The sequence below is a fragment of the Chromobacterium aquaticum genome, from assembly GCF_021129195.1.
In the GTDB taxonomy this organism is placed as follows: Bacteria; Pseudomonadota; Gammaproteobacteria; order Burkholderiales; family Chromobacteriaceae; genus Chromobacterium; species Chromobacterium aquaticum.
This window is the reverse complement of sequence record NZ_JAJOHW010000022.1, coordinates 1-9,676: the sequence shown is the minus strand read 5'-3', so window position 1 is coordinate 9,676 and position 9,676 is coordinate 1. Positions and strand designations below refer to the sequence as shown.

At 61.1% G+C, this 9,676-nt stretch carries 7 protein-coding genes; all 7 read right to left on the bottom strand.

Annotated features, from left to right (window positions below; all coding sequences use genetic code 11):
* Positions 1–424 precede the first annotated feature (424 nt).
* The 7 genes from LQT98_RS03765 to tssH all read right to left on the bottom strand — a co-directional run bounded on the left by LQT98_RS03765 (position 425) and on the right by tssH (position 9,586).
* Positions 425–1,195 carry a substrate-binding periplasmic protein gene (locus LQT98_RS03765; RefSeq protein ID WP_231461170.1) on the bottom strand — a complete coding sequence of 257 codons (771 nt, stop codon included), beginning with the start codon at positions 1,193–1,195 and terminating at the stop codon, positions 425–427.
* Positions 1,196–1,360: 165 nt separating this feature from the next.
* Positions 1,361–1,888 (bottom strand): toxin-antitoxin system YwqK family antitoxin, encoded by a 528-nt coding sequence (locus LQT98_RS03760; RefSeq protein WP_231461169.1) that lies wholly within the window; start codon positions 1,886–1,888, stop codon positions 1,361–1,363.
* Positions 1,889–1,892: 4 nt separating this feature from the next.
* Positions 1,893–3,899 (bottom strand): type VI secretion system Vgr family protein, encoded by a 2,007-nt coding sequence (locus LQT98_RS03755; protein WP_231461168.1) that lies wholly within the window; start codon positions 3,897–3,899, stop codon positions 1,893–1,895.
* 24 nt (positions 3,900–3,923) lie between these two features.
* A complete protein-coding gene (gene tssI / locus LQT98_RS03750) occupies positions 3,924–5,009 on the bottom strand; it encodes a type VI secretion system tip protein TssI/VgrG (RefSeq protein WP_231461167.1) in 1,086 nt (361 codons plus the stop codon).
* A 73-nt stretch (positions 5,010–5,082) separates the two neighbouring features.
* Positions 5,083–5,859 carry a hypothetical protein gene (locus LQT98_RS03745; protein WP_231461166.1) on the bottom strand — a complete coding sequence of 259 codons (777 nt, stop codon included), beginning with the start codon at positions 5,857–5,859 and terminating at the stop codon, positions 5,083–5,085.
* Positions 5,860–5,898: 39 nt separating this feature from the next.
* Positions 5,899–6,978: a hypothetical protein gene (locus LQT98_RS03740; protein ID WP_231461165.1), complete on the bottom strand. Its 1,080-nt coding sequence runs from the start codon at positions 6,976–6,978 to the stop codon at positions 5,899–5,901.
* A gap of 28 nt (positions 6,979–7,006) precedes the next feature.
* Positions 7,007–9,586 carry a type VI secretion system ATPase TssH gene (gene tssH, locus LQT98_RS03735; protein ID WP_231461164.1) on the bottom strand — a complete coding sequence of 860 codons (2,580 nt, stop codon included), beginning with the start codon at positions 9,584–9,586 and terminating at the stop codon, positions 7,007–7,009.
* Positions 9,587–9,676 lie beyond the last annotated feature (90 nt).

Genomic DNA, 9,676 nt, shown 5'->3' with positions numbered 1-9,676 from the left:
GCGAAGCTGGCGAGCAGGGTGCTGAGGTCCATGGCGGTTTCCAAACGCAAAAATAAAAGCACCCCCATGAGGGGGTGTCCGAGAGATGCTTTCGGCTCAGAGAAGCTGTTTACGATCTGCTGCGCGTCGGCGATGCATCGCCGGCGCGCAGCAGACTTTGAACAGTTTCTTAAAGATAGATAGTGGCGGGATTCTATGGCCTGTGCGGGCGGGCAACAAGACGCAGAAGGCTCTGAACAGGGGTTTGGCGGGTTGCACCTGTTCTAATTGCCAGCTAATGACGGGGCGAGGGCTGCTTCATCGTCAGCCGCGTTTGCTGGGAGCTTGAGTTGAGTGCGGTTGCAATATGCTCATCTAGCGGAGGCGCGAGCCGCCTTTGCCGTGGCTTGCCATGCCTTGCGCTCGCTAGGCTTTGAACCGGTGTTCACTCCGTGCTGATCTTGTATTTCGTTTTCAGCCCATCGAGTTGTCCCGATGCCCTGATCGTCTCCAGGCCGGTGTTGATCGCCCGGACCAGGGCGTGAGCGTTGGGATTGCTCCTGCCCACGCCGATGACGATGGTCAGCGCTTGCTCCAGGCAACCGGCTTTGCGCAGGCTGCCGTCCACCCGCATCACGGCAATCAAGTGATTCATCACCGTCTCATGCTCCAGCAGGATGGAATACCGCTTCAGTAACAGCTTTTTGATATTGGTGCTGCCGGCGGTCTGGCCAATATTGGACTCAATGTGAAAACCTTGCGCCTTGGCGGTAAGGAGCCAGTCATCGAAAGCGCCGCCGTCGTAGCCGTAGTCTGCGATCAGCCCTAGCGATTGATGGGCCAGGGATGGCAAGCCGTGGTAGCGCCAATTGCTGTCCTTGAGGGTATAAAAGCAGGCGCGTGAATAAGCCATCGGCTTGCTCAGCAGCAGGCGCTGATCCAGCGCCGGCGCATAGATGCCATCGATAACGCCTTCCTCGGCCATCTTCATCGCGCGGTTCAAGGGCAGGAATATAGCCTCCACTTGATACCCCTGCGAGTTCAGCACCTGATCCGTCAGCTCCACCAAATAACCGCCGATGATCCGGCTTTGATCCGCGCAGATATAGGGACACCAGTCGTCCGACGCGATTTTGACCACGGAGGCGGCGCTGGCGGCCGGCGGCCAGCCTAGCATGCCCAGGCAAATCAGCATTGCGATGACGAGAGCGGGCATATTCAGGCTCCTCAAGACGATAGGCGCTGCCGGCAAATCCCTTGATGTCACATGACTTAATCCACTAGCGGCAACGGAAGACGCCGCTTTCTTTGTTGTTGCCCTGGTCTTGCTTTTAACGGGTGAGACGTTGAACCGGCGCCAAGTCAGCGGGCGGCCGTGTCTTCACCCCATCATTCTATGCCACCACCAGCGCCAGCGCGCCATCGGCTTGCCGTCCGCGTTCAGCGGCCGGCCGTCGTCGGCGAAGCGCTCCGGCGGCCCCAGCGGCTTGCCCTCGATGAAGTTCTGCCGTTCCGCCAGCGCGCCGTTGGGGTGGTAGCGTTGTTGCAGACCGTGCTTGAGGCCCTTGCGGTAGACCGCCAGCTCCGCCGTTTGGCCGTTGGGAAACAGGGTGCGGGTTTCGCCGTGCGGCAGGCCGTGGCGGTAATGAGCCTGGCGTTGCAGCGCGCCCTCCGGCGACCAGTACTGCGCGGCGCCGTGTAACTGGCCGCGCTGGTAATGCAGCTGGGCGGAGGGCTGGCCGCCGGGGTGCAGCAAGGTGGCCGGGCCGTGCAACTGGCCGTCCTGGTAGTGGAAGCGCGCCAGCGGCGCGCCGGCCTGGTCGATGCGCGCCGGGCCTTGCAGCTTGCCGTCGCCCAACTGGCCGACGAAGCGCTGTTGGTCTTGCTGGATGTCTATCGGTTCCGCCATCGCATCAGTTCTGCTGGATCAGCCCGCCCTTGAGGGTGAGCATGCCGCCGCCGTCCACGGTCTGGCTGGCGCTGGCCTTATTGGTCAGCGACACCCCGGCGTCGTTGGTCAGCGTGGTGCCGGCTTTATTGGTCAGCTCGGTGCCCGCCTGGTTGGTGAGCCCGGTGCCGGCCTTGTTGGTCAGGCTGGTGCCGGCCTGGGCGGTGTAGGCGGCGTCGCTCTTGGCGGTGAAGGCGCCGCCGCTTTGCAAGGTAATGGTGCCCGTCACCTTGAGCGTGAGGTTGCCGTCCACGGTCAGCGTGTAGTTGCCGCTGACCTTGTGTTCGTGATTGCCGCCGGTGCTGTGGCTCTGGTCGCCCTCCACCTTGACCGTGCGCTTGCCCTTGACGTTGAGGGTTTCATTGCCGGTTTTCACTTCCACGGTGCGGTTGCCCTTGTCCACGCTGAGGCTGTCGTTGCCCTCGGTGACGCTGCGCTTGCGCTCGTTCTTCACCACCAGGGTTTCATCGTGGCCCACGTCGGCGGCCGCGTCGTTAAGCACTTTCACCGTGTAGTCCTTTTGCGCCTGGAAGAACACTTCCTCCTTGTCCTTGCTGTCGTCGAAGCGCAACTCGTTGAAGCCGCCGCCGCCTTTTGTCGAGTTGGTCTTGAGGCCGGACTGCGCCTGCTTGGCCGGCAGTTCGTAGGGCAGCGCGTTGTCGCCGTTGTAGACGCAACCGCTGACCAGCGGCTTGTCCGGGTCGCCGTCGATGAAGCTGACAATCACTTCCTGGCCGATGCGCGGGATGAACTGCATGCCAAAGCCCTTGCCGCTCCACGGCTGCATCACCCGCAGCCAGCAGGAGCTGGATTCGTCGTCCTTGCCGTCGCGGTCCCAGGGGAATTGCACTTTGACGCGGCCGTATTTATCGGTCCAGATCTCCTCGCCGGCCTTGCCCACCACCTTGGCCACCTGCGGGTGCATCACCGGCTTGGGGGTGAGCCGCGGCGGGCGATAGGGCGTGGCCTTGGGAATGGCGGAGAAGCGGTTGCGGTAATGCTGCTGGCCGGCCTCGTGGCTGACGCGGGTTATTACCCAGGCGATATTGCAGGCCGGGTCCGGGTGGCCGCTCAGGGTGAAGCAGTGGCCGGGCATCAGCCAGCGGCAATCGCTGTCGCCCACCAGTTCCACTTCCTCGGCGCGCAGGCCGTCGCTGCGCTGCTTGGCCAGCGCGTCGCCATCGGCCTTCTTGGCGTAGCCGCCCGGGTATTGGTAGAGGTTGGGCAGGTCGGACTTTGCCAGCGCCTGCGCGTACAGCGAGGCGCTGGCGGTGGTGAATTCGTAATCGCCGGCGCGGTAGCCGCCGGCCACCGCTTGGCGGCTGATGCCGGCGCTGCGCACGCCTTCCAGCTCGCGCCCGCCCAGGTCCTGGCCCAGGTAGGGGATCTTGGCGTTATTGGGGCAGTCCGGGAAATGGCTGTTGCCGTCCGCCAGCACCAGGGTGTGTTTGCCGTCGGCGTGGGTGAAGAACCAGAAGATGCCGGCGTCTTCCAGCAGCCGCATCACAAAATTGAGATCGCTTTCGCCAAATTGCACGCAGTACTCGCGCTTGGGATAGGTGGCGTCCAGTTTCAGCTGGTAGTCGCTGAAGCCGTGGCCGGCGAACACCGCTTTTACGATGTCCGGCACGCTCTGGTTCTGGAAGATACGGTTGTTGCCGGCCAGGCTCAGCCACCACAGCCAGGGCCGCAGCGTCACGCTGTAGCGGTCCGCGGTGGCGTCGCCCGGCAACTGGCGTATCGCCGCGCACAGGCCGTCCAGCGGCCGGGTGTTGTCGTCGCGGCGCAGGCTCAGCGTCAGGTGGGAAGCCACCGCCTTGTCCAGCGTCAGCGCGCTGTCGCTGAAGCCGGCCAGGGTGAAGCTGCCCAGCGCGTTCAGCGCCTCGTCGCCGGACAGGCTGTCCGGGTACAGCGCTTTCAGCGCCGGGGCGCTGAGCGAGAGCGGGGTGGTTTTGTCGGAGGGGCGGGGCATGGTGGTTAATGGATTGCGTTCATTTTATGGGTGAAGGGGAAAGCCCAACCTACGGTCTTGGGTGTGCATGCGCGGCTTGGGTGTGAGCCGGGGCGGGCGGTAGGCGGTGGCCTTGGGAATGGCCTCGAAGCGGCTGCGGTAGTGTTCGTGGCTGGCGTCATGGGTGACGGCGGTCACCACCCAGTCGATATTGAGGCTGGTGTCGTCATGCCCACTGAGGGTGAACCAGTGGCCGGGCACCAGCCAGCGGCAGTCGCTCTCGCCGATCAGGCGCTTCTCCTGGCTGCGCAGCCCGTCTACGCGCTGCTTGGTCAAGGCATCGCCGCGCGCCTTGGCGATATAGCCGCCCGGGTGCTCGTACATCGACAACGGCCCGGCCACCGCCTCGGCATTGCTGTACAGCGAGGTGGTGGGAGTGGTGAAGGCGTAATCCGTGGCACTGTACACCCCGCTCACCGCCTGCACGCTGTACTGCGCCGAGCGGATGCCAAGCAGCTCGCGCTGGCCCATGCCCTGGCCCAGGTAGGGCACCTTCGGCCCGTTGGGAATCTGCACGAAGACGTCGCTGCTGTCGCCCAGCACCAGGGTGTGCTTGCCGTCCTCGTGGGTGAAGAACCAGAAGATGCCTTCCTCCTCCAGCAAGCGCGAGACGAAGGCGAAGTCGGTTTCGCCGTACTGCACGCAATACTCGCGCGGCTCGTAGCTACCGGTCAGCGACAGCTTGAAATCGGTGAAGCCATGGGCCTTGAAGATGGTGGTGACGATGTCGCTGGTGGAGAGGTTCTGGAACACCCGGTTATTGCTGGCCAGGGTCAGCCACCAGAGCCAGGGGCGCAGCACCACCTGATAGCGGTCGGCGGTGGCATCGGCAGGGAGCTGGCGGATCTCTGCGACCAGGGCATCGAGGGGGCGCTGGTTGGCGTCGTTGTGGAGGGTGGCGGTGATATGCGTGGCCACGGCACTGCTCAACGTCAGCGCGGTGGCGCTGTCGCCATTGAGGGTCAAGCTGCCCAGCTCGTTCAACGCCTCGTCCCCGGAAAGCGTCTGGGGGTAGAGATCCGTCAGGGCGGAGGCGCTGAGGGAGAGGCTGGTGTTGGTGGGGCGGGGCATCAAAAACCTCAATTGATTTGGTTTATTATCATATATCGCTCACAAATATTTTCTTTTGAAAGCTCATCTAATTTCAATGCTTTTCTTGGGTGGAATGTTTATTTCTGACCCAGTTAAATATTAATGCCGACCCTATCCCCGAAAAAGAAACCCCTCGCATGAATCTTGCTGGGTTTAAGATTTGCCCTTGCCATGCTTCATGAATTATTGACTGAGGGCTAAAGTGAGTTGACGCCAAGAAGTACTTTGGAACAAGAGTGAAATGCTCAACGCTTTTTACGGCACCAGGGATCGGTACTGTGTTGCTGAAGCCCATGAAGCGCTCTTTAAATATCTTGACTACAGAGAATTCGTCTTTCATGAAGTTTTTTAGAAATAAGTCCTCGGGTACAATTACAATAAGTGGATACTTCAGTATTCCAAGCGTTGGCCTGAAGAGAAATGCGCACTGGAATCGGGAATTTTTTGTAGTCTTGATCCAGTCAGGATTGACTTCGCTCAAGCCCCTGATATTTGAATAGACTGTTGTGCTTGTGCCGCCGCCAAGATATATCCTGTTTTTGGAGTCCTTTGCAAATTTATCAATCGGCGGGGTTAATCCTTCAGTTTTCTTTAACATTGATTGAGGCATTAAGCCTTGGCTAAGAATTTGGGAGTGCACATTTTGGGGGGCTACCGTACTGAGTAGTCGTACACGCATGGCGGCGGGAAGATTGGACGCTAAAAGCGTTGCCCCGATGACTGGCTCCATGTAATCAGGTATTTTTATTATCTTTAGAATCTGAATGTGATTGGTGCACTGCGGGCAGGTGTTTCCATTAAAGGCTCCATGCGTGTCGCAACTACCCATGTGTTTACTCCTTTTAAAATAACCAAAATGGTCTTGTTTTTATAGCTTTGATAAATACAAGCTTCCAGGTGGAAGCTGCTTTTTTGAGTAAATAAAAGATACCGGCGGAGTGGGTGGCATGTCCGGTAAATAACTAAGAATCCTGCCATCTACTGTAGAGGCGCCTGAGACCACCTCGTGATAGGTGTGCGTGGAGCTTTGTGATGTAGGCATAAAATGAAAGAAAGCTGCAATGCAGAGCGTTAAAGCGGCCAGTTCTTTTTCGTTGACTTGACTGACTAGTTTTGTAGCTTGAATTATGTCGATCGTAGAACCAGATTTTCCCGCCCAAATTGATATGCCTCTTATTCGAGCCGCAATAACATCCGCATGGCCCTCATTTAGACTGTATTTGTTGACGCGCATGTCACGATGATCATTGCGCTTTTCATGCAGGAACTCATCGCTGTCTCGGTTTGCCTGAGAAAAATCATGTATCGCTGCGATCTTCTTATACAGTCTTTCAATTGGCGGGGCGCTTCTTAGCTCTTTTACGATATCTTTGGTCCAATCCACTACAGCCGCCGGGCCATACATGGACTTTCCGGGGGCGGGGGGCTTGTATCTATTGCAAGAGATAAGCCCTTTTATTCCTGTTATTATAGGGTCTATGACAACTTCTTCATAAGTTGCGAGATTGGCGAGTATGTCCAGTGCAAGATTTTCTTCTTTCTTTCGGCATTCAGTTGCTGCTAGATTTCCCATTAAAGCGAATGCAAGATATTCGACGCTTTCAAAATATTTGTGCTGGGTGCTTTGTATGATGCTGTTTGCTCCCTGTGCAAACCTACTTTTTGAGTCCAAGGATATGTATGTACCCTCACTACCAAATTTTATTGGTGCGGTCACCCATTCGTGAAATAAGATCCTCAGCATGCCATGAGTTTGTTTTGGTATGCGGTATGAGAAAAATGCCCATGCAATATCTTCAGTGCATGTCTCTACGAAAGTTTGCTCTTTTGATTTGAGTAAATGTTCTTTCAGGGCGCGTAGTGGAAATATGCTTTCATCGTTTGGATTAAGCGCCTTGCTGTGGGATATTATCAGCGTGTTCTTTGAGTTGATTTTAACTATTATCATAAATCACCATCGTATATGAGTTGATATTTCACTCCAACACCCACTCCGCCAACTTCCCCGTCACCTGTTCCATCAATACATTCTCGATATCCCGCGCGCCAGCAGAGCTGCATTTGGCCAATACCGCTTTCACAATGGCCGGGTCGAAATCGAATTGTTTCCCTGTCGCCGCCTTATAGCGGGCTTGCAGTTTTTCCAGCTTGTTGATCACGATGTTTTCCAATGTGCGTTCCGCCAACGGCGGATAGGGCACCACGGTCATGCGGGCGAGGAAGGCGGGGCGGAAGGTTTGTAGCAGCGTCTTGCGCAGGCGTTCGTCGAACAACTGGGTGTCGAGCTGTTCGCCTGGCGTGGTTTGCAATAGCTCCGCCCCCACATTGCTGGTGGCCAGGATGATGGTGTTGTTGAAGTCCACCGTCAGGCCGGTGCCGTCTTCCATGACTCCCTTGTCGAACACGTTGTAGAAGGCTTCCAGTACGTCCGGGTGGGCTTTCTCGATTTCGTCGAGCAGCACCACGCTATACGGCTTGCGCCGCACCGCTTCGGTCAGCACGCCGCCCTGGCCGTAGCCGACATAGCCGGGCGGCGCGCCCTTGAGCTGGCTGACGCTATGGGCTTCCTGGTATTCCGCCAGGTTGACCACGATCAGATTGCGTTCGCCGCCATAGAGCGCGTCGGCCAGCGCGTAGGCGGTTTCGGTCTTGCCGACGCCGGTGGGGCCGAGCAGCAGGAACACGCCCACCGGCTTGCCGGGGTCGGTCAGGCCGGCGCGGTAGGCCTGGATGCGTTGGGCGATCTTGCCCAGCGCTGCCGGCTGGCCGATCACGCGCTGGCCCATGCGCTGGGCCAGGGTGCGGATGGCGTAGGCTTCGTCGGCCAGCATCTTGCCCACCGGGATGCCGGTCCAGCCGGCGATGACGGCGGCCACCGCCTTGGAGTCCACGTGTTCCGGCACCAGCGGGTCGTCCTGGCGCAGCGCGTCCAGGCCGGCTTCCAGCCGCGCCAGTTGTTCCGCCAGCCGCAGCGCCGGGTCCGCGGCTTCGTCCTCGTCGGCGGTCGCTGGCCCGTCTTCGGCTTCTTCCAGCAGCAGCGGCGGTTCGCCGGCGGGCAGCTCGGGCTCGCTGGCCAGGAAGTCCAGCAGTTGCTGGCGGGTGCGCAGGATTTCGCGCACCGCGCGCAATTCGTCCTGCCAGCGCACGGTCAGTTCGCGCATCGCTTGCAGCTGGCGCGCGCTGTCTTGGCGCAGCGCGGCGATGCGGGCGGCGTGGTCCAGGCCGGTGGCCTGTTCGTTCAGCAGCCGCTCCAGTTCCTCGTCCAGCATGGCCTGGCGGTGGCGCAGGTTTTCCAGCTGCGGCGGCTGGTCGTGTTGGGCCAGCGCCACGCGGGCGCAGGCGGTGTCCAGCACGCTGATGGCCTTGTCCGGCAGCTGGCGGCCGGAGATGTAGCGGTGGGACAGCTTGACCGCGTCGTGGATGGCGGCGTCCAGGATGCGCACGCCGTGGTGTTGTTCCAGCCGGGCGGCGACGCCGCGCAGCATGGCCACGGCGCGGTCTTCGTCCGGTTCTTCCACTTGCACCGGCTGGAAGCGCCGCGCCAGCGCCGGGTCGCGTTCGAAGTATTTCTTGTATTCCTGCCAGGTGGTGGCGGCCACGGTGCGCAGCTCGCCGCGCGCCAGCGCCGGCTTGAGCAGGTTGGCGGCGTCGCTGTGGCCCTCGGCCGCGCCGGCGCCCACCAGGGTGTGGGCTTCGTCGATGAACAGGATGATGGGCCGGGCGGCGGCGCGGATGTCGTCCATCACGCTTTGCAGCCTTTGTTCGAACTCGCCCTTGAGTCCGGCGCCGGCTTGCAGCAGGCCCAGGTCCAGCGCCAGCAGGCCGACGCCGGCCAGCGCCGGCGGCACTTCCTCGTGGGCGATGCGCAACGCCAGGCCTTCCGCCACCGCGGTTTTGCCCACGCCGGGCGCGCCCACCAGGATGGGGTTGTTCTGGCGGCGGCGCAGCAGGATGTCCAGGCATTGGCGGATTTCGCCGTCGCGGCCGACGATGGGATCGATGCGGCCGGCGCGGGCGTCGGCCACCAGGTCGTGGGTGAAGCGCGCCAGCGCGCCGGCCGGTTCCGCCGCCGCGGCGGACGGGGCTTCGCGCGAGGCGGCGGCCCAGGCGTCCAGTTGTTCGCTCAGCGGCTGGCGCGGCGCGCGCAGCAGGCAGGGCGCGCCGATCAGCAGCAGATTGCGCAGCTCGTCGCGCTCCAGCAGGGTGAGCAGCAGCAGGCCGGAGCGGATGCTGGCCTGCTGGCGCAGCGTGGCCAGCAGCAGCGCTTCCTTGAGCCAGGCCACGGTGTGGCTGGAGAAGGCCGGGGCGCGGGTTTCGCCGCGCTTGAACTGGTCCAGGCTGCGGCGCAGCTCCGCGCTCAGTTGGTCCGGGCTCAGGCCCAGCTTGGGCAGCAGCAGCGGCAGGTCGCCGTTGGGCAGTTCCAGCAGCTCCAGCAGCACGTGTTCGATTTCCACGTAGTAGTGGCTTTGCTGCAGGCAGCGCTGGGCGGCCAGCTCCAGCGCCTTGCGGCAGCTGGGATTGAGGCGGGCCACCAGTTCGGACAGTTCGGCGCTCATGCCGCGTCCTCGCCGGCCGGGGGCGGCCGTTGCAGCCGGGTGTCCAGCCGCCGCGCTCCGCCGGGGCCGCCCAGCCAGCTGTCCCAGCTC

Coding starts and splice junctions, on each gene's coding strand:
- LQT98_RS03740 (WP_231461165.1), bottom strand. CDS start 6,978: ATGATAATAGTTAAAATCAACTCAAAGAACACGCTGATAATATCCCAC.
- LQT98_RS03760 (WP_231461169.1), bottom strand. CDS start 1,888: ATGGCGGAACCGATAGACATCCAGCAAGACCAACAGCGCTTCGTCGGC.
- LQT98_RS03765 (WP_231461170.1), bottom strand. CDS start 1,195: ATGCCCGCTCTCGTCATCGCAATGCTGATTTGCCTGGGCATGCTAGGC.
- tssH (WP_231461164.1), bottom strand. CDS start 9,586: ATGAGCGCCGAACTGTCCGAACTGGTGGCCCGCCTCAATCCCAGCTGC.
- tssI (WP_231461167.1), bottom strand. CDS start 5,009: ATGCCCCGCCCCACCAACACCAGCCTCTCCCTCAGCGCCTCCGCCCTG.
- LQT98_RS03755 (WP_231461168.1), bottom strand. CDS start 3,899: ATGCCCCGCCCCTCCGACAAAACCACCCCGCTCTCGCTCAGCGCCCCG.
- LQT98_RS03745 (WP_231461166.1), bottom strand. CDS start 5,859: ATGGGTAGTTGCGACACGCATGGAGCCTTTAATGGAAACACCTGCCCG.